The organism is Thermobifida cellulosilytica TB100, assembly GCF_001517975.1.
Lineage (GTDB): Bacteria > Actinomycetota > Actinomycetes > Streptosporangiales > Streptosporangiaceae > Thermobifida > Thermobifida cellulosilytica.
Window position 1 is genome coordinate 837,091 of the sequence record NZ_KQ950180.1, and the last position, 17,792, is coordinate 854,882.

Annotated in this window: 19 protein-coding genes and 1 tRNA gene; 8 read left to right on the plus strand and 12 right to left on the minus strand. The window is 71.9% G+C overall.

Features of this window, described 5'->3' with window-relative positions; translation table 11 throughout:
- Positions 1-85: 85 nt before the first annotated feature.
- Both AC529_RS03585 and AC529_RS03590 read left to right on the plus strand, forming a co-directional pair.
- Positions 86-487 carry a hypothetical protein gene (locus tag AC529_RS03585; RefSeq protein WP_068753462.1) on the plus strand — a complete coding sequence of 134 codons (402 nt, stop codon included), beginning with the start codon at positions 86-88 and terminating at the stop codon, positions 485-487.
- A gap of 135 nt (positions 488-622) precedes the next feature.
- On the plus strand, positions 623-3,289 hold the full coding sequence (locus tag AC529_RS03590; protein WP_068754479.1) for a protein translocase subunit SecDF: 2,667 nt from the start codon (positions 623-625) through the stop codon (positions 3,287-3,289).
- 71 nt (positions 3,290-3,360) lie between these two features.
- Here the strand turns inward: AC529_RS03590 and rsmI are convergent, their stop codons facing one another.
- Entirely contained in the window at positions 3,361-4,221 is an 861-nt protein-coding gene (gene rsmI / locus AC529_RS03595; protein ID WP_068753463.1) for a 16S rRNA (cytidine(1402)-2'-O)-methyltransferase, read from the minus strand.
- Positions 4,222-4,541: 320 nt separating this feature from the next.
- Between rsmI and AC529_RS03600 the strand changes: the two genes are divergently transcribed.
- Positions 4,542-6,356, plus strand: a complete 1,815-nt coding sequence (locus tag AC529_RS03600; protein ID WP_068753464.1) for a dolichyl-phosphate-mannose--protein mannosyltransferase — start codon at positions 4,542-4,544, stop codon at positions 6,354-6,356.
- Between the two features lie 312 nt (positions 6,357-6,668).
- On the plus strand, positions 6,669-6,872 hold the full coding sequence (locus tag AC529_RS03605) for a cold-shock protein (RefSeq protein ID WP_068687417.1): 204 nt from the start codon (positions 6,669-6,671) through the stop codon (positions 6,870-6,872).
- Positions 6,873-6,874: 2 nt separating this feature from the next.
- On the opposite strand, the gene AC529_RS03610 is transcribed toward AC529_RS03605, so the two are convergent.
- Positions 6,875-7,801 carry an ion transporter gene (locus tag AC529_RS03610; protein WP_068753465.1) on the minus strand — a complete coding sequence of 309 codons (927 nt, stop codon included), beginning with the start codon at positions 7,799-7,801 and terminating at the stop codon, positions 6,875-6,877.
- 181 nt (positions 7,802-7,982) lie between these two features.
- On the opposite strand from AC529_RS03610, the gene AC529_RS03615 reads away from it, so the two are divergent.
- Together AC529_RS03615 and AC529_RS03620 are read left to right on the plus strand one after the other, a co-directional pair.
- Positions 7,983-8,780 carry a phosphatase PAP2 family protein gene (locus tag AC529_RS03615; protein ID WP_068753466.1) on the plus strand — a complete coding sequence of 266 codons (798 nt, stop codon included), beginning with the start codon at positions 7,983-7,985 and terminating at the stop codon, positions 8,778-8,780.
- Between the two features lie 44 nt (positions 8,781-8,824).
- Positions 8,825-9,139: a sec-independent translocase gene (locus AC529_RS03620; protein ID WP_068753467.1), complete on the plus strand. Its 315-nt coding sequence runs from the start codon at positions 8,825-8,827 to the stop codon at positions 9,137-9,139.
- Positions 9,140-9,171: 32 nt separating this feature from the next.
- Here AC529_RS03620 and AC529_RS03625 read toward each other — a convergent pair whose 3' ends face one another.
- From AC529_RS03625 to galU, 9 genes are all read right to left on the minus strand, one after another.
- Complete coding sequence (locus AC529_RS03625) at positions 9,172-9,684, minus strand: transcriptional regulator (RefSeq protein WP_068753468.1); 513 nt, start codon at positions 9,682-9,684, stop codon at positions 9,172-9,174.
- Positions 9,685-10,003: 319 nt separating this feature from the next.
- Positions 10,004-10,219, minus strand: coding sequence for a hypothetical protein (locus tag AC529_RS03630; protein WP_068753469.1), 216 nt, complete (start codon positions 10,217-10,219; stop codon positions 10,004-10,006).
- A 529-nt stretch (positions 10,220-10,748) separates the two neighbouring features.
- A tRNA-Ala gene (locus tag AC529_RS03635) sits at positions 10,749-10,822 on the minus strand.
- A 171-nt stretch (positions 10,823-10,993) separates the two neighbouring features.
- Positions 10,994-11,578: a divisome protein SepX/GlpR gene (gene sepX / locus AC529_RS03640; protein WP_068753470.1), complete on the minus strand. Its 585-nt coding sequence runs from the start codon at positions 11,576-11,578 to the stop codon at positions 10,994-10,996.
- Positions 11,579-12,030: 452 nt separating this feature from the next.
- The gene (locus AC529_RS03645) at positions 12,031-12,678 is read right to left on the minus strand and encodes a GNAT family N-acetyltransferase (RefSeq protein WP_068753471.1); all 648 of its coding nucleotides are present in this window, start codon (positions 12,676-12,678) and stop codon (positions 12,031-12,033) included.
- Positions 12,679-12,774: 96 nt separating this feature from the next.
- On the minus strand, positions 12,775-13,284 hold the full coding sequence (locus AC529_RS03650) for a MogA/MoaB family molybdenum cofactor biosynthesis protein (protein ID WP_068753472.1): 510 nt from the start codon (positions 13,282-13,284) through the stop codon (positions 12,775-12,777).
- A complete protein-coding gene (gene moaC / locus AC529_RS03655; protein WP_068753473.1) occupies positions 13,281-13,769 on the minus strand; it encodes a cyclic pyranopterin monophosphate synthase MoaC in 489 nt (162 codons plus the stop codon). Before moaC ends, AC529_RS03650 begins: the two co-directional genes overlap by 4 nt.
- 38 nt (positions 13,770-13,807) lie before the next feature.
- Positions 13,808-15,040 carry a molybdotransferase-like divisome protein Glp gene (gene glp / locus AC529_RS03660; RefSeq protein WP_068753474.1) on the minus strand — a complete coding sequence of 411 codons (1,233 nt, stop codon included), beginning with the start codon at positions 15,038-15,040 and terminating at the stop codon, positions 13,808-13,810.
- Between the two features lie 29 nt (positions 15,041-15,069).
- The gene (gene galU / locus AC529_RS03665; protein ID WP_083947990.1) at positions 15,070-15,999 is read right to left on the minus strand and encodes a UTP--glucose-1-phosphate uridylyltransferase GalU; all 930 of its coding nucleotides are present in this window, start codon (positions 15,997-15,999) and stop codon (positions 15,070-15,072) included.
- Positions 16,000-16,147: 148 nt separating this feature from the next.
- Here galU and AC529_RS03670 point away from each other — a divergent pair, with 148 nt between their 5' ends.
- Both AC529_RS03670 and AC529_RS19380 read left to right on the plus strand, forming a co-directional pair.
- Positions 16,148-16,735 carry a 5-formyltetrahydrofolate cyclo-ligase gene (locus tag AC529_RS03670; RefSeq protein WP_232306554.1) on the plus strand — a complete coding sequence of 196 codons (588 nt, stop codon included), beginning with the start codon at positions 16,148-16,150 and terminating at the stop codon, positions 16,733-16,735.
- 184 nt (positions 16,736-16,919) lie between these two features.
- Positions 16,920-17,222: an FmdB family zinc ribbon protein gene (locus AC529_RS19380; RefSeq protein WP_083947898.1), complete on the plus strand. Its 303-nt coding sequence runs from the start codon at positions 16,920-16,922 to the stop codon at positions 17,220-17,222.
- 127 nt (positions 17,223-17,349) lie between these two features.
- On the opposite strand, the gene AC529_RS03680 is transcribed toward AC529_RS19380, so the two are convergent.
- Positions 17,350-17,634 carry a DUF1540 domain-containing protein gene (locus tag AC529_RS03680; RefSeq protein WP_068753477.1) on the minus strand — a complete coding sequence of 95 codons (285 nt, stop codon included), beginning with the start codon at positions 17,632-17,634 and terminating at the stop codon, positions 17,350-17,352.
- Positions 17,635-17,792: the final 158 nt, after the last annotated feature.

Here is a 17,792-nt window from a genome sequence, read left to right on the forward strand (position 1 = left end):
TCGACTGCCCGTCTCTTTTCTTCTGTCCCCCGGATAGGGTGTGTGTCCGTAACTTCACTGTCCGTTCGTCACGCACCGGAGGAAGGTGGTCACCACGGTCTCCCGTGTCCTGGCCGCGCTGCTGTCCGTGCTGCTGGCGTTCGGCCAGTCCCCCTCGGGGCCGGAGCAGCGGGCAGTGCGCGGCACCGCGCCGTCCACCGCCGTGGCCGTGGTCAAGCCGTGGCCGCACGTGGTGGTCAAGCCCGCCTCGGACTCCACCACGATCTCCCTGGCGCTGGCCCAGGGGCAGGGCAAGCCGAGCGCGTACCCGCGCGACCTGCCGGACGGGTACGTGCCGCCCCCGGCGGCCCTCCCGGCGCCGACCGGCCTGCGGCGGCTCTCGCCGCGCACCGGCGGCCCCGGCCTGCTGCCCGAGGCGCACCTGGCCCTGCCCCGGGGACGGGCTCCGCCGCTCACGGCGCTCAGTCGACCCCCGTCCGGCGGCTGAGCACTCCGACGGCGCACGCAGTCCCGTGCCGCCGTGTTCCCCCACCCCCTTCGTAGTCGTGAGAGGTAGTCCGTCTTGACCAGTTCACCGGGATCCGGAGCGCGCTGGCTGCGCGCGCTCATATCCCTGCTCATCATGGTCGGCGCGTTCGCCGCCGGCTGGTTCATGAAGCCGACGCTGGGCCTCGACCTCAGCGGCGGCACCCAGATCGTCCTGGAGACCCGCGACGCCGACGACGGGACCGAGGCCAACGCCGAGAACACCGACCGGGTCGTGGAGGTGCTGCGCAACCGCATCGACTCCCTCGGTGTCAGCGAGGCCACGCTGTCCCGCTCCGGGGAGAACCGGATCATCGTCGAGCTCCCCGGCGTGCAGGACCCCACCGAGGCCGCCGAGGTGCTCGGCCAGACCGCCCAGCTGACCATCCACCCGGTACTGGGCGTGGACCAGAGCATCGGCTCCACCAACGGGATGTTCGGCGACTTCGGCAACGCGCCCGCCGACGAGGCGAAGGCCCCCGCCGACAGCACCGCGGAGGACTCCTCGACCGAGGAGGCCCCCGCGGCTGAGGAGGCCCCCGCACAGGAGGCCCCGGCCGCCGAGCCCGTCGACCCGAACGACGTCGCGCTGACGCTGCCCGACGAGTCCGGCACCATGCTGATGCTGGGCAAGGCCGCGCTCACCGGCGAGCAGGTCGCCAGCGCCGAGGCCGCGCTCAACGAGATGCAGACCGAGTGGATGGTCAACGTCGAGTTCCGGGGCGACGGCCGCGACGCCTGGAAGGAGCTGACCGGCGACGCCGCCTGCAACCCGTCCGGCGACCCGAAGCGGCGCATCGCGATCGTGCTGGACAACGAGGTCATCTCCTCGCCGGAGGTCGTCGCCGACGTGGCCTGCGACGTCGGCATGTCCGGCGGCCGCACCTCGATCACCGGCAGCTTCGACAGCGAGGCCGCCAACGAGCTGGCCCTGCTGATCGAGGGTGGTTCGCTGCCGCTGCCCGTCGAGGAGGTGCAGCGCCAGACGGTCGGCCCGACCCTGGGCGCCGAGGCCATCGAGGCCAGCTTCATCGCCGGCCTCATTGGTGTCGCGCTGACCGCCGTCTACATCAGCGTCACCTACCGCTTCGCGGGCTTCCTCGCCTCCATCGCGCTGCTGTGCTACGCCGTCATCTCCTACGCGGCGCTGGTGGCGCTGGGCGCGACGCTCACCCTGCCGGGTCTGGCCGGTTTCGTGCTGGCCATCGGTATGGCGATCGACGCCAACGTGCTGATCTTCGAGCGGACGCGGGAGGAGTACCAGCGGCAGGAGAAGGTCTACCAGGCCAACAAGTCCGCGGGCATGGCGGACGCCACCGAGAAGGAGCAGGCGGAGGCCGCGGCCGGCGTGCTGACCCGGCGTCGGCGGCGCGCGATCCCGCCGAACCTGCTCAAGGCGTTCACCGTCGGTTCGCAGAAGGCGTGGAGCGCGGTGCTGGACACCAACGTCACCACGCTCATCGCGGCGGCCCTGCTGTTCTTCCTGGCGTCCGGCACCGTGCAGGGCTTCGGCGTGACGCTGGGCCTGGGCACGATCGCGTCGATGATCTCGGCGCTGCTCATCGCCCGGGTGCTGATGGAGTGGGCGGTCTCCCGCGCCACCCCGGCGCGGCGGCTGTGGCTCATCGGCGCGGCGGCGCTGGTCGTGGGCCTGGTGGCGGTGCTGTCCGACGGGTTCAGCCTGGACAACTGGCTGCTGCTGGTCGCCGGCGCGCTGGCCGTGCTGGCGGTGTCGGTGGCGGTCATCCCGCTCATCGTGCAGAAGTTCCCGGCCAGCAGCGGCATCGCCCACATCAGCGTGGTCCGCAGGTGGCTGGTGGAGCACAACCCGGACCTGATGAAGCGCAGCACGCTGTGGCTGGGCATCACCGGCGCCATCACGCTGCTGGCGATCCTCGGCGTGTTCGTGCGCTCGCCGAACTTCGGCGTGGAGTTCACCGGCGGCCGGGTGATGACCTTCTCGGTCACCGAGGAGCTCAACGCCGACCAGGCGCGGGAGATCGTCGCGGACGCCGGCTACCCGGGCGCGGTCGTCCAGACGGTCGACGACGGCGACATCTCGGTGCGCACCGGGCAGATCTCCGACGAGGAGGCCACCCAGATCGAGGAGGCGATCTCCGAGCAGGGCGGCGACGTCCAGCGGGTCAGCGACGAGAAGATCGGCCCGAGCATGGGCGACGAGCTGCGCAACAAGGCGCTGATCGCGCTGATCGCGGCGCTGGTGTTGCAGATGGCGTACCTGGCGTGGCGGTTCCGCTGGTCGTTCGGCCTGTCCACGATGCTGGCGCTGGCCTTCGACATCGTGCTGGTGGTGGGCCTGTTCGCGTGGCTGGGCAAGCCGATCGACGGCGTGTTCCTCGCCGCGGTGCTGAGCATCATCGGCTTCTCGGTGAACGACTCGGTGGTGGTGTTCGACCGGGTGCGGGACGAGTGGGCGCACAGCCCGAAGAAGCCGTTCCGCGAGATCGCGAACACGGCGATCCTGCACACGCTGCCGCGTACCGTGAACTCCGGTATCGGCGGCCTGTTCATCCTGGCCGCGCTGGCGGTGCTGGGCGGGTCCTCGCTCACCGACTTCTCGGTCGCGATGCTGGTGGGCCTGGTCTCCGGCATGTTCTCCACGGTGTTCGTGGCGGTGCCGCTGGCGATCTGGCTTCAGCGGTTCGACCGGACGCCGCCGCCGCACGTGGTCAAGGAGCGCAAGACCAAGCAGCGCAAGGAGCTGCGGGTCGCCCGGGAGAAGACCGACGGGGCGGTCGTGTAGCCGTCCTCGTCCGGCTCTTCCGGGGCGGGGGCGCGGTCCGCGGGGCCGCGCCCCCGTCGGCGTTCCGGCGGTCAGCCGCGGTGCACCGCGTCGTAGACCTCGCGTTTGGGCCGGCCGTGCTCGCGGGCGACCTGCTGGATGGCCGTCTTGCGGGGGACGCCCCGCTCCTCCAGGGCGGCCACGGCCGCCGCCAGGTCGGCGGGGGCGGCCGGCGCGGCCTGCTTCGGCGCTCCCCCCACGACCAGGGTGATCTCGCCGCGGGCGTGCCCGGCGGCCCACTCGGCGAGTTCGGCGAGGCCGCCCCGGCGGACCTCCTCGTAGGTCTTGGTGAGTTCGCGGCAGACCGCGGCGGGCCGGTCGGGGCCGAACGCCTCGGCCATGGCGGCCAGGGTGGCGGCCAGCCGGTGCGGGGCCTCGAAGAAGACCATGGTGCGGCGCTCGTCGGCGAGCTCGGCGAGGTAGGCGGCCAGTCCCCGGCGGGGCGGGAACCCCTCGAAGCAGAACCGGTCGGTGGGCAGGCCGGACAGCACCAGGGCGGTGGTGACCGCCGAGGGGCCGGGAATGGCGGTGACCGGCACCCCGGCCGCCACGCACGCGGTGACCAGCCGGTATCCGGGGTCGGAGACGCCGGGCATGCCCGCGTCGGTGACCACGAGGACGTCGTGTCCGGCCTGGAGGTCGGCGAGCAGCTCCTCGGCCCGGTCGCGTTCGTTGGCGTCGTAGTAGGAGACGATGCGGGCGCCGTCCTCCCCGCCGGGGCGCACGCCCAGCCGGGCGGCGAACTGGCGCAGCCGCCGGGTGTCCTCGGCCGCGATGATCTGCGCCTCCTCCAGTGCGGCGCGCAGCCGCGGGGTGGCGTCGTCGCGGTGTCCGATCGGCAGCCCGGCCAGGATCAGGGTTCCCGGCCGTGTGCCGTTGTGCTGGTCGGCCACTGGCCCTCCGTCCACGGTCGGGTTAGAGGTTGGTTCGAGGTGTCCCGGCGCCGCCTCCTCGCACCCTCTTTCGCTCTAGTATGGCCGGGGCGGCACCGTCGCTTCGACCCGGCGGCGGAGCGTCCGGCCTTCCCGCCGTGACTTTCCGGCGCCCTGTCGGGACACTGCGCAATCCGGCCTGGCTGAACTGTGCCTCCACGCCCACCAGGAGTCGTCCCGGTGGTCCGGCTGGTGCCGCCCGCCAGCGGGTCGACGGAAAGGAGTCGGCGTCTTTCCTCGGCGCGCCGTGCGCCGCAGGGACGTACTCGCCTACCACGCGCATGAGCACCACAGCCCTACTGGACGAGGTTCCTCCCCCGCCCGTGAACCGGTCGTCGCTGCGCGCACGGCTGGTGCCGGACATGCCCTCCCCGGCGTGGGCAGGCTGGGTGGCCGCACTGGTCGTCGCCGCGTTCGCCGGCGCGCTGCGGTTCATCCGGCTCGGGGAGCCGGCGCAGATCTACTTCGACGAGACCTACTACGCCAAGGACGCCTACGGGCTGCGCGCGTACGGGTACGAGCACGAGACCGTGGAGAACGCCGACGACCTGCTGCGCCACGGCATCACCGACATCTTCACCGGCACCGGGGACTTCGTGGTGCACCCGCCGCTGGGCAAGTGGCTGATCGCCCTGGGCGACACCGTGTGGGGGCTGCTGCCGTTCGGGGAGACCTTCACCCCGACGGGGTGGCGGTTCGCGGCGGCGCTGTTCGGCGCGCTGTCGGTGCTGCTGCTGGTGCGCATCGCGCTGCGGATGACCCGGTCGGTGCTGCTGGGGGCGTCCGCCGGTCTGCTCATGGCGCTGGACGGGCTGCACTTCACCCTGAGCCGGATCGCCATGGTGGACATCTTCCTCACCTTCTGGGTGCTGGCGGGCTTCGGGTGCCTGGTGGTGGACCGGGACCGCACCCGCGCCCGGCTGGCCTCGGCCACCGAGGCGGGGCGCGCCACCGTGAGTGCCTTCTCGCTGTTCTGGTGGACGCTGGTCGCCAACACGACGCGGGTGCTGGCCCCCTCCTCGGCCCCGGCCGGGGAGCAGGCGGGCGTGCCTGCCCGGCCCGGCGTGCGGGAGCGGTGGGCGATGGCCGCCGCGGCGCGCCTGGAGCAGGTGCGCTCGGGCGAGGAGGCCGCGGTGCGCTGGCTGGGGGTGCGCTGGTGGCGGATCGCGGCCGGGGTGTGCCTGGGGCTGGCGTGCGGCACGAAGTGGACGGCGCTGTTCTACCTGGCCGCGTTCGGCCTGCTCACGGTGGCGTGGGACTACGGCGCCCGGCGCAGCGTGGGCCAGCGGCGGGTGTGGCTGCGCTGGCTGGTCTTCGACGCGGTGCCCGCGTTCTTCCAGATGGTGGGGACGGCCCTGGTCGTCTACCTGGCGACGTGGAGCGGCTGGCTGGCCACCGACGGGGGGTGGGGCCGCCAGTGGGCCGAGCACACCCCCGAGGTGGACGCCTTCACCGGCTTCCTGCCCGCCCCGCTGCGCACGGCGGCGAACGCGCTGGTCAGCCTGGGCTACTACCACTGGCGGATCTGGTCCTTCCACAGCGGCCTGGACGCCCAGCACGACTTCGCCTCCCAGCCCTGGGAGTGGGTGATCATGCGCGTCCCGGTGGCGTTCTACTACGACGGGGACGGCCGGGGCTGCGGGGCGGCGACGTGCTCCAACGCGATCCTGAGCGTCGGCACCCCGGCGGTGTGGTGGCTGTCCCTCCTGGCCTGCGCGGTGATGGTGGGCTGGTGGGTGACCTACCGGGACTGGCGGGCCGGTGCGGTGCTGCTGGGGGCGTCCGCCGGGTGGCTGCCGTGGCTCGCGTTCCCGACGCGCACGATGTTCCTGTTCTACGCGCTGCCGATGCTGCCGTTCCTGGTGCTGGCGATCGTGCTGGCGCTGGGCCTGCTGCTGGGGCCCGCGGGAGGCCGTCCGGGGTTCTCCCCGTGGTCGCGGGTGACCGGCGGGGTGGTCTACGGGGTGTTCATGCTGCTGGTCATCGCGAACTTCGCCTACCTGTACCCCGTGCTGAGCGCCGAGCTGATCCCGCACGAGGAGTGGGCGGAGCGGATGTGGTTCCCGACCTGGATCTACGGCAACAGCGGCGGCTGACCGCCGCGGCCGGGCGGCTCCGGGCGGCCCGGCGGCCCGGCGCTAGCACAGAATCCGCATGGGGCAAATGTTAGAAAGGCCACCTAGGTAAATTCGGACTTTTCTCAGAAATCGCAACGCGTGTGTCTCCGCATTCCGCCTGGGCGGCTGGTAGGGTCGGAGGCGGTTGCGGTTGTAGTTTCCATGGATGCCCTAGGCGCCCTCGCGGAACTCACGTGGGCGCTGGTCATTTGGGTGGCTACTCCCGGGACGGGCGCTCAGCAGCCCGGGACCAGCAGAGTGCGGTCCTGTTGTAGTCCCAAGGGAGAGCAGATGGCTCAGGGCACCGTGAAGTGGTTCAACTCTGAGAAGGGTTTCGGGTTCATCGCCGTTGACGGCGGCGGCCCGGACGTGTTCGTGCACTACTCGGCGATCGCGGGTACCGGCTTCCGGAACCTGGAAGAGAACCAGGCTGTCGAGTTCGAGATCACCCAGGGCCCCAAGGGCCCCCAGGCGTCCGACGTGCGCGCGCTCTAGCGTCAGCGTCGCCGGTTTTTTCTTCTGGCCCTTCGCCCTCTGGCGGCGGAGGGCCGTTTTGCTCCCCTGGAGTCCTCCGCGGAGTCCGACCGCTGGATGGTCGCCCCCTCCACGGCCACGCCGAGCGCGCGCAACTGGGCGGACAGCACGGCGACCTGGTCGCTGAGCTGGTCCAGGCGGCGCATGACCTCGTGGTGCTGTTCCAGCTCCAGTTCCTGGTCCTCCGCCCAGCGGTGGGCGTTGACCTCCTCCTCCATCGTGGTCACGATCACACCGATGATCAGGTTGAGCACGATGAAGGCGCTGACGACGATGTAGCTGACGAAGAAGATCCAGGCGTAGGGGGCCTCCCCGATCACCGAGTCGGAGATGTCCGGCCAGTTCTCCGTGGTCAGCAGCATGAACAGGGTGTAGAGGGTGGTCCCCAGGTCGCCGAAGTACTCGGGGGAGATCTCCCCGAACAACTGCTCGCCCATGACCGCCGCGGTGTACATGACCACGAACAGCAGCGCGATGACGGTGCCCAGGCCGGGAACGGACCGGAACAGCGCGTTGACGATGTAGCGCAGGCTGGGGACCACGCTGACCAGGCGGAGCAGGCGCAGCACGCGCACCAGGCGCAGCACCGCGAAGCTCCCGGTCAGGGGGATCAGCGCGATCCCCACCACGACCAGGTCGAACCAGTTCCAGGCGTCCCGGAAGAACGCGAGACCGCGGGCGAAGATCTTGAGCGACAGCTCGGCGGCGAAGAAGGCGAGGAAGCAGCCCTCCACCACCACCCAGTTGCGGTCCAGCCACCAGAACTTGGTCTCGTAGGTCTCCAGGCCCAGGATGACCCCGTTGACCAGGATCGCCGCGACGACGACGTTCTGGAACCAGCGGGATTCGACGAACCGGGCCACCTTGTGCCGCAGCGCCCAGTTCGCCACGTAGTCCCCCGTTCGTCCCGCGTGTCGTCCGGAGGTCACCCTAACGCGTCGGCCTGCCGTCGGACCAACCGCCCGTTCCCCCCGGTGTCCGGCTTCCGGGCGCGCTTGCCCGGCCCGCGGCGGGTGCGGGCTCTAAGCTGAACTCCGCTCCGCCGAGTCGATCCGTGGGGAGGGCAGGCCAGTGACGTCGCACCGGACCGTCGCCCCGGACGCGCCCCCCGCGGCTCCGCTGCTGCTCGGGCTGGTCGCGGCGGCGGCCGCACTGGCCGCGGTGACCTGGCAGGTCCTGGTCGGCGGGCCGGTGACGGCGCTGGACTGGCCGGTCCACGTGTTCGTCGACCCGCGGCAGCCCGAGGGGCCGCTGCTGGCGGCGGCGGTGGTGGTGGCCCGGCTGGGCCAGCGTCTGGTGACGGTTCCGCTGCTGCTGGGGCTGGCGCTGTGGGCGGCGCGGCGCGGGCGCGGGCTGCGGCCGCTGTGGGCGGTGCTGACCGGCCTGGGGTCGCTGGCGGTGCTGGGCACGCTGCTGAAGGTGGCGGTGGGGCGCACTCCCCCGGTGCTCGGGGTGGACCAGGTCGCTCCCGGGTGGGACAACGTCGTGGCCTGGGCGGGCGCCGTGCTCGTTCCCGGCGCGGCCGCCTTCGAGGGATATGTCTCTTTTCCGTCGGGGCACTCGGCCAACGCGGCGCTCACCTACCCGTTGGCGGCGTGGCTGCTCTTCGGTGCGGGCGGGGTGTTCCCCGACGCCCGGCGCCTGCGGCTCGCGCTGGGCCTCTCCCTGGTTCCGGTGGCCGCGGTCGGGGTGATGATGACCGTTCTGGACTACCACTGGCTCAGCGAGTCGCTGGGCGGTTGGCTGCTGGGCCTGGTGGTGCTGCTGGCGGCCCGTCTGGTCCTGGGGGTGCGCGGTGCCGCTCCGGCGGCCGGCGGGACAGAAGTGGGAAGTCGGGCCATGGCAGGCGAACCATCAGGAAACAGTTAGTCTGCTAGCAGGCCGGATCGCGTGGGGTCTGTGGAGGAAGACGCATGTTCAACATCGGGGCGGGCGAGTTCCTCGTGCTGGGCGTTCTCGCGCTCCTGATCCTCGGTCCCGAGCAGCTTCCCAAGGTCGCGGCGCAGGCCGGACGGGCGCTCCGGCAGCTCCGGCGGCTGGCCGACAACGCCAAGAGGGACATCCGCGAGGGGCTGGGCCCCGAGTACCAGGACTTCGACGTCGAGGACCTCAACCCGAGGCGGTTCATCCAGAAGCACTTCTGGGAGGCGTCGGAGGAGTCGACCTCGCTGAGCGTCTCGGCCCGGTTGAACGGCCGCCGTCCGCCCTTCGACGACGAGGCCACCTGACGTACGGCGCCCCGGCGGAGGGCGCTGCGCCGTCATCCCAGCATGAACAGGATGAGCACGACCACGGAGAGCACCACCGCCGATCCGATGATGACGACGGGGGAGCTCACCGCCGCGACGAGCACCTCGACGGCGAGGGTGCCGCAGATCAGGGCGGCCACCCACGGCCACCGGCGGGCGGGCTCCCAGCCGTGGATCCGCTCCCGCTGGACGGTCACCAGCAGCCCGGCTCCCAGGGCCAGCCAGAACAGGACGTGGCCGAGGAGGCGCACGCCGACCGGGAGGTAGTCGGCGCTGCCCGCGGAGCACATCACGTACAGCACGGTCCCGCTGATCAGCCACCAGTGTCCCCTGGGCCGCTCCGGGCGGATCACCTTGACCCTCGCCGGAGTCGTCCGTCGGAAGTCCTGTCCGGCTTCCGGGGGATCCGGTTCGCGCGGAACGGCGGCGGCCTCCGCGGGCGGCGGGACCTCGGCGGGGCGGGGGGTCTCGTCGACGAAGTAGTACCCGCCCTCCTCCTCGTGCTGCTCAGGACGATCGGTCACCTCGCTCCTTCCGGGTCGCGGCCGCGACCGTGCGGGGGACGGCGGCCGCCGTCCCCCGCACGCCGCGAGATCGCCTAAAGCATGACCCGCGGGGGCGTCCGTCAATCCCCCTGCGGCGCACGGGGGTGCTCCCCGCGGCCGTTCGGGCAGGCCGCGGCCGCGACCGCGGCGGCACCGCCGGAGGTTACGGATTTCCGTTTCGGCGGTTCGGTCGCTGCCGTTGCGGGGCGGCCACCCGGACGGCACGGAGTGACACCCGGTTCACAGGGCGGAACCGGGGGCCAGGGTCATGCGCCCGGCGGAGGAGCGAGGGGCCTCGTCATCCCCGCAGCTCGGGGAAGAGGACGACCTCGCCGCTGTCGGTCTCGCCCACGATGAACCCGACGATTTCGTCGGCTATTTCGGCGACTCCGGTGCCCAGCCACCACGTCCAGCCCCGGAACTCGGTGCCCGGAGAGTCAGCGGACGCGGCTCCGGTCGAGCCGAATATGGCCGCGGTGGTCAGGGCGGCCACGACGCAGATCTTCTTGATCACAATGCACCCTTCAGTTGTGACTCACGTCCATCCCCGTGTCACAAGATGACGTATCAGGACGGAAGGGCACAATACCCAGAAGAGCCCGATTTTCGAACTTGCTCCCTAAAAGGTTCTTGGTCGTGATAGTCGCCATTGCCCCGCCTCGCCCAACGGCGCAGGTCCCCGCGGGTCCGGGCCCGGGCTTCCCGTCCTGACAGGCGATCCCGCCGTTCCGGGGCCGCCGCGCGGAGCGCGGAAGCACCCCCCTCCCGGACACGATCCCGGCCGCGGGGAAGGCCCGGAAAACCGGCCTCCCGGCACGGTGTCCGCCGGTTTAACCCACCTTCCGGCAGGTCATTAGCATTTCCTTTGACTTCTTCCGAGAAGCGTTGTCTTTCCGTTGCCTTTAGTAGGATTACACACTGTTTCCGTTCTCGTTCCCGACAACACTCAACGGTTGCACTCCGTGGCCGCGGACATACTCCACGGAAAAACCGCAGGAGGAAACAGGAAGGGCCCGCACCGGAAACGGTACGGGCCCGATCTGTGGAGCTAAGGGGATTTGAACCCCTGACCCCCTCGATGCGAACGAGGTGCGCTACCGGACTGCGCTATAGCCCCTTGCCTGCCGTCGTGCGACGACGCCTAAGAGATTACCAGCTTTGGAGCGCTTCTTCGAACCGGTTTGGCTCCCGTGCCGACGTCCGGCGCCGCGGCGGGGCTCCCCGCCCGGGCGCACGGCGGGTTCCGCGGCTCCTCCGGGACCGTCCGCCGCCCCGGTCCCCGCCCCGGTCAGTCGCCCGCGGCGCGGCGCTGGGCGTCGGTGTACTGGTCGTAGACCTGGTTGCGCCGCTTGGCGAGCCCGACGACCCGGGCCCGCCGGGCGGCCTCCGCCCTGCGGCGGGCCCGCTGGCGCGCGCGACGGCGGCGGGCCGCCTCGGCCGCGCGCCGCTCCGCGTCGGCCTTGGCCGCCTCGCGCAGCAGGACCAGGTGCCCGGCCATGAGCAGGACGGGCGGGACCAGCACCCACCACGGGCCGAGCCCCAGGGCCACGGCGGCTCCCGTGCCGAGCAGCAGCAGGGCCAGAACACTGGTCCGCCGGCGGCGGCGCGCGATGATCCGGGCGCGGCTGACGCGGGCGGGCCGGGGCACGACGGGCGGCGGCTCGGCCCGCGCGGCGTGTTCGGCCTCGGTCTCCGCGTTCTCGGAGGGTTCGGTGTCGGCGGTCTCGTGGGACGTCCCGCCCGCCCCGCCCTCCGCGGGTTCGCGGCGCAGCCCGTCGGCGGCCGGGTCCGCGGCGTCCCGGCGCAGCAGCATCGGCACCAGGACGAGGATCCACACGGCCACGATCGCCAGGTAGAGGGGAGAGCTGCTCACCACCCCTCCTCGCTTCGCCGTTCCACGAGCCCCGTCCGGCGCCTGCCTCGTACGTCCTCCGGTACCGACTCCACGGGCGCACTCACTTCACGAACGGGCAGTCCGCAGGCAGCGGCACGGCGTCCCCGGGAGTCGTGCCCATCGTCATCCTGCCGTCTCCGTACCTCGCATGTGACAACACCGTCCGCATACACTGATGCGCCTCATCGCACCGTACGACCCGGTGTCCAGTAATGCGCGGTATTGGAACCGGAGTGTCGTGAGATCTGTTCTTGTCCTTTATCTCCGACCCATGCTTACATCAAGGAAATCACTGGTCAAAGAGCACGAGAACAGAAAGTCTCCCAACAGACACGGAGAGTAGCAAACAGTCGTCCCCCCTGCCGGGAACTCAGTCCCAAATCATGACACCTGTCGCGGGAGCGGACCACACCCGCCGCCGCGGCCGCCCCTCAGGAGCTGTCGGGCCGGATCCGCGACGCCCCGTGCGTCTGGCCCTGCTGCGCACTGATCCTCCGCCACCGGGGAAGCAGGCCGCCCGGGACGTCCTCGACCGTGAGGGCGTAGCACAGATGGTCCCGCCACGCGCCGTCGATGTGCAACTGGCGCCTGCGCAGCCCCTCCTCGCGGAAGCCGAGCTTCTCGACCACCCGTCGGCTCTTGTGGTTCTCCGGCCGGATGCTGGCCTCCACCCGGTGCAGCCCCACGGTGAAGAAGGAGTGGTCGACCGCGAGCGCGACCGCGGTGGGCATCACCCCGCGTCCGGCATAGGCGCTGTCGATCCAATAGCCGATCTGCGCCGAACGCGCCGACCCCCAGGTGATCGCCCCGATCGTGAGCTGGCCGACGAACCGGCCCGCCCAGGTGACCGCCCAGGGCATCGCGACGCCCTGCCGGGCCTCCCGGCGGATCGACTGCACCATGACCAGATAGGGCAGCAGGCCGTCGCGCTGCAACGGCATCTCGGGATGGGTGGGCTCCCACGGACGCAGCCACTCGGCGTTGCGGGCGCGGACCTCGCGCAGCGCGGGGGCGTCACGCAGCCTGAGCGGACGCAGCCCGACATCCCCCTCGACCAGGGACACCGGCCAACCGTGCATCCGTCTCACCGTCCCTCGTGTCGCCCACCAGGTCCCATCATCCTCTTTCACATCCGGACAGGGAAGGCAAACCCGGAAAACTCCTCTTCGTCCCGCTCACGGGCGGGCGTGGTCGCCGCCCCGCATCTGGGCGACGGCGTGGGCCAGGACCGGGCCGAGCACCGCCATGCCGTCGCGCACCCCGCCGGTGGAGCCCGGCAGGTTGACCACGAGCATGCGGTGGCCGCCGAGCCGGGCCACCCCGGCCAGCCCGCGGGAGAGCACCGCGGTGGCCACCCCCTTGTCCCGGCCCGCCGCGCGCAGCGCCTCGGCCAGCCCGGGGATCTCGTACTCCAGCAGCGGCCGGGTCGCCTCCGGGGTGGCGTCGCGCGGCGCCAGCCCGGTGCCGCCGGTGGTCAGCGCCGCGTCGTAGCCCTCGGCCAGTGCGCGGCGCAGCGCCTCGGTGACGGGCTCGCCGTCGGGCACCACCCACGGCCCGTCCACCGCGCACCCCGCCTCCGCGGCCAGCTCGGCGAGCAGCGGGCCCGACCGGTCCTCGTACCTGCCCGCGGCGGCCCGGTCGGAGACGGTGACGACGACCACCCGGGGGACGGCCGCACCGCTCACCCGGACCTCCGCCAGTGCCCGGTCTTGCCGCCGGTCTTCTCCTCGACCCGCACGTCGGTGACGACCGCCTCCGGGTCGAGGGCCTTGACCATGTCGATCAGGCCCAGCGCCGCCGTCATCACGCAGGTCAGCGCCTCCATCTCCACCCCGGTGCGGTCCGCGGTGCGCACGGTGGCCCTGATGTCGACGCCGCTGTCGACCACCGTCAGCGCGACGTCGACGCCGTGCACCGCGATGGGGTGGCACAGCGGGACCAGGTCGGGGGTGCGCTTGGCCCCCTGGATACCCGCGATACGCGCCACGGCGAGCGCGTCCCCCTTGGGCACCCCGCCCTCCCGCAGGGCGGCGACCGTCTCGGGCGACAGCAGCACCCTGCCGGTCGCGACGGCGGAGCGGGCGGTGACCTCCTTGGCGGACACGTCGACCATGCGTGCCGCGCCGGAGGGGTCGAGGTGCGGGAAGTCTGCGGAAGGTGTCTGGGACATGGGTGGCTGGGACTCTCCTGACGGGGACAGGGGGGAGCTTACCGGCGGGGGAGCTGGAGCGCCTCGACGACGCTGCCCACGGGCAGCTCGGTGACCTGCTCGGGCACCACCACGAGCGCGTTGGCCTCGGCGAGCCCGGAGAGCTGGTGCGAGCCCTGCTTGCCGGCGGGCAGGGCCGTGTAGGCGACGTCCCCGCCCGCCGCGTCGTAGTCCAGGACCGCACGCAGGTAGGAGCGCCGTCCCCGGGGGGAGGAGACGACGGGGGCCAGCAGCCGCGCGCGCACCGACGGGAGCTGCTCCTGGGGCAGGCCGCTCATCTTGCGCAGCGCGGGCAGCACGAAGAGGTGGAAGGAGACGTAGGCGCTGACCGGGTTGCCCGGCAGGGTGATGACGGGCACCCGGTTCTCGCCCACGGTGCCGTAGCCCTGGGGCATCCCCGGCTGCACGGCCACCTTCTCGAAGCGGACCGTGCCCAGGCGTTGCAGCACCTGCTTGACCACGTCGTAGGCGCCCATGCTGACGCCGCCGCTGGTGATGACGAGGTCGGCGTGGGCCAGGGCGTCCTTGACGGTGGCGAGCACCTCGTGGGGGGAGTCGCCGACGAAGCCGTACCGGTAGCCCTCGCAGCCCGCCTCGATCGCGGCGGTGGTGAGCATGAAGCTGTTGGACTCCCAGATCTGGCCGGGGCCGATCGGCTGCCCCGGCTCGACCAGCTCCTCCCCGGTGGCGAGGACGACGACGCGGGGGCGCGGGTAGACCGACACCGAACGTCGGCCGACCGCGGCGAGCACCGCGATCTCCGCGGGGCCGATCCGGACCCCGGGGGAGAGCACCTCGGCGCCCTTCACCACGTCGCTGCCTGCCCTGCGGATCGCGTTGCCGGGTTCGGCGGCGCGTCGGACGCTCACCGTGGCAACGCCGCCGTCGGTCCACTCCACCGGCACCACCGCGTCCGCGCCCGCGGGAAGCGGCGCCCCGGTCATGATGCGCGCGCAGCAGCCCGCGGGGATGGCCGAGACGGAGGAGTCCCCGGCGGGGATGTCCGCCACGACCGGCAGCGTCACCGGGGACTGCGGGGTCGCCGCGGCCACGTCGGCGGCACGGACCGCGTAGCCGTCCATGGCGGAGTTGTCGAACGGGGGAAGCGCCACCTCCGCCGCGACCGGCTCGGCGAGGACGGTTCCGTGCGCGCGCAGCAGGTCCAACTCGATCGGCTCGGGCCGGGACACCACCGCCAGGATGTCGCTGACGTGCTGTTCGACGCTCTTCATCGGCTTCCCCCGCCGGGTCGTTCGGTCGGCTACCTGGTGGGGCCTGACTCGCGCTCCGCGAGGAAGTCGCTCAGCCACGGGAGGAACTCCGCGGCCAGGTCCGGACGGTCGCAGGCGAACTCCACCACGGTGCGAAGGTAGTCGATCTTGTTGCCGGTGTCGTAGCGCTTGCCGCGGAACAGCACGCCGTGGACGGAGCCGCCCCCGGTGGAGCCGTTCCGGGCGAGCTCGCGGAGCGCGTCGGTCAACTGGATCTCCCCGCCGCGGCCGGGCGGGGTCTCGCGCAGCACGTCGAAGATCTCCGGGTCGCAGATGTAGCGGCCGATGATCGCCCAGCGGCTGGGCGCCTGGTCGGGGCTGGGCTTCTCGACGAGGTCGGTGACGGTCACGACGTCGGGCTCGTCGGTGGGCTGGATCGCGGCGCACCCGTACAGCGACACCTGCTCGGGCTCGACCTCCATGAGGGCGATGACGCTGCCGCCGTAGGTCCGGCGGACCTCGATCATCCGCTTGAGCAAGGGCTCGCGGACGTCGATGAGGTCGTCGCCGAGCAGCACCGCGAACGGTTCGTCGCCCACGTGGGCGGCGCTGCACAGGACCGCGTGCCCCAGGCCGCGGGGCTCTCCCTGGCGCACGTAGTGCACCTGCGCGAGCTCGCTGGAGGCGCGGACCGAGTCGAGCCGGTCGAAGTCCTTCTTGACGCGCAGCGCCTCCTCCAGCTCGTAGGCCCGGTCGAAGTGGTCCTCGATGGAGCGCTTGTTGCGTCCGGTGATCATCAGGACGTCGTCGAGGCCCGCCGCGACGGCCTCCTCCACGACGTACTGGATCGCCGGCTTGTCGACGATCGGCAGCATCTCCTTGGGCGTGGACTTGGTGGCGGGCAGGAATCTGGTGCCCAGTCCGGCGACGGGGATGACCGCTTTGGTCACCTGGGTTACAGAGTGCTGTTTTTCTGCCATGGTCCGCACGATAGGACACTGTCATGTCAGGAACATGTCACGCATGGCCACCGGCGTTTTCCGCACGGTCGGCCCCCGGAGCCGCGTCGTCGGCGCTCCTGCGCCCCCGGTCCGCCCCGGCGCGGGGGCACTGGCAGGCTTGGCTACCGTGAACAGTGTGCTGACCAAGAGCGACCTGCGGCGCCGGGTGCTCGCGGCGCGCCGGGAGCGGTCCGCCCGGGAGCGCGCCGCGGCCGGCGCGGCGATCCGGGACGCCGTGCTGGCGCTGCCCGCGGCGGCCCCGGGCGCCACCGCGGCGGTCTACTACGCGGTGGGCTCCGAGCCGGACACCCGGCCGCTGGTGGCTGCCCTGGCCGAGCGCGGCGTCCGGGTACTGCTGCCGATCTTCCTGGACGGCGGGGACCTGGACTGGGCCGAGTACACCGGGCCGGAGTCGCTGGCGGCGGCCGGGCACGGCCTGGTGGAGCCCACCGGGCCGCGGCTCGGGGTGGACGCGGTGCGCGGGGCCGACGTGCTGGTCTGTCCGGCCCTGGCGGTCGACGCCGCGGGCTACCGGCTCGGCCGCGGGGCGGGCTGCTACGACCGGGTGCTGTCCCTGGTCGACGCGCGGACGCCGACGCTGGGCGTGGTCTACGACGACGAACTGGTGGACTCGGTGCCCGTCGAGGCGCACGACCGGCCGGTGCGGGCGGCGGTGACTCCCGGACGCGGCGTGGTGCCCCTGGCGGACCGGTAGGGCCTCCTGGCCCCGGTGGCGAATCTCACTTGCGACACGGGGCACCGATGGTGGACACCGCCGCGTTGGTACCGGCGACCGGTTGTCGGTCGCAACGGCGTTACCACCCCCGTTGTCGCGACCATGTCACCCGGCGGCGTACTATTTAGCAGTCGTCGGGCGAGAGTGCCAGCTAGGAGGACCCGTGCCTACGTACCAGTACGCTTGCACCGAGTGCGGCGCCGACCTCGAGGTCGTGCAGAGCTTCAGTGACGATCCGCTGACCACCTGCCCCGAGTGCCAGGGCAGACTGCGCAAGGTGTACTCCGCTGTCGGCATCGTCTTCAAGGGGTCGGGCTTCTACCGCACCGACAACAGCTCCAGCTCCAACAGCTCCGCGCTGACCGGCTCCTCCAAGAGCAGCTCCTCCGCCAAGGCCGACTCCTCGTCGTCCTCCAGCTCCTCCTCCAGCGACTCCAGCAGCACGAAGGCGACCTCCGCGGCCTGATCCAGCGCTCTGGCGCACCCCGAACTGCCCGTGAGGGCCGTTCCCCGCGACCGGGGAACGGCCCTCACGGCTTTTCCGGGCGGCCCGGAGCCGCCCCCGACGCACGCGGCCGGCTCCGGAGCACGGGTCAGGCGGGCGCGTAGGTGAGGCAGTCGGCCTTGTTCGCCTCGAAGCCGACGGAGATGCCCGGTGCCTGGCACTCGTACTGGACGTTGTGCTGGCAGTTGGCCATCTTGCAGGCGCCGACGTGGGCGACGGCCTTGGGGTCGCCGCCCTTGGCCGAGTCGCGGAAGAAGGTGTCGCACAGGGCGTCCCGGATGTCGCCCACGGTGATGGCCAGCGCGTGGCAGGAGCGTTGGACGTTGTACACGCAACTGTCCGCCTCGCACGAATTCACCACTGGCATGTCCATGGCAGCCTCCTGGAGCATCAACGGCACTTCGGGCCTTTCCGGCAGTGTGTCTCCTCCCGGGTGAAACGCCCGGAAGCACCGCGCGGCCCCGGCGGAGTCTTGACCCCGGCTTGGGGGATCCTCTGCTGAGACGTGCGGTCCGGGCCGCGGGGACGGCG